The organism is Bradyrhizobium sp. WSM4873, from assembly GCF_055811355.1.
Genome location: NZ_JBVVPS010000144.1, coordinates 1 through 266, shown reverse-complemented (window position 1 = coordinate 266; position 266 = coordinate 1). Strand labels below are relative to the sequence as shown.

Genomic DNA, 266 nt, shown 5'->3' with positions numbered 1-266 from the left:
ATGTAGATCGAGGCGATCAGGTCGGCATGCTGGGCCGGGGCGATCTTCCTGTAGTCGGGAAGCGCGCAGGCTTCCCACAGCAGCGCCACGCGCCTGGGATCGGTGGCGAGCGCCCTTATCTCCTCGTCGCGCGAGAGGTGCTCCAGCGCCTGCGCATCGACTGCCGGCAACGCGCGCGTCAGGCCCTCGACCGGCGCGTTGGTCTCGATCGAGCGTTTGAGCGCATCCAGGCTGGCGAAATCGAAACGCGCGGTGCGCCATTGCAG

General features: G+C 67.7%; 1 protein-coding gene. It reads right to left on the bottom strand.

Translation table 11 applies throughout. The features are described from left to right. Window positions 1-266: hypothetical protein (locus tag AC0L21_RS38130; RefSeq protein ID WP_473267164.1), on the bottom strand; the 266-nt coding region annotated here is incomplete at both ends.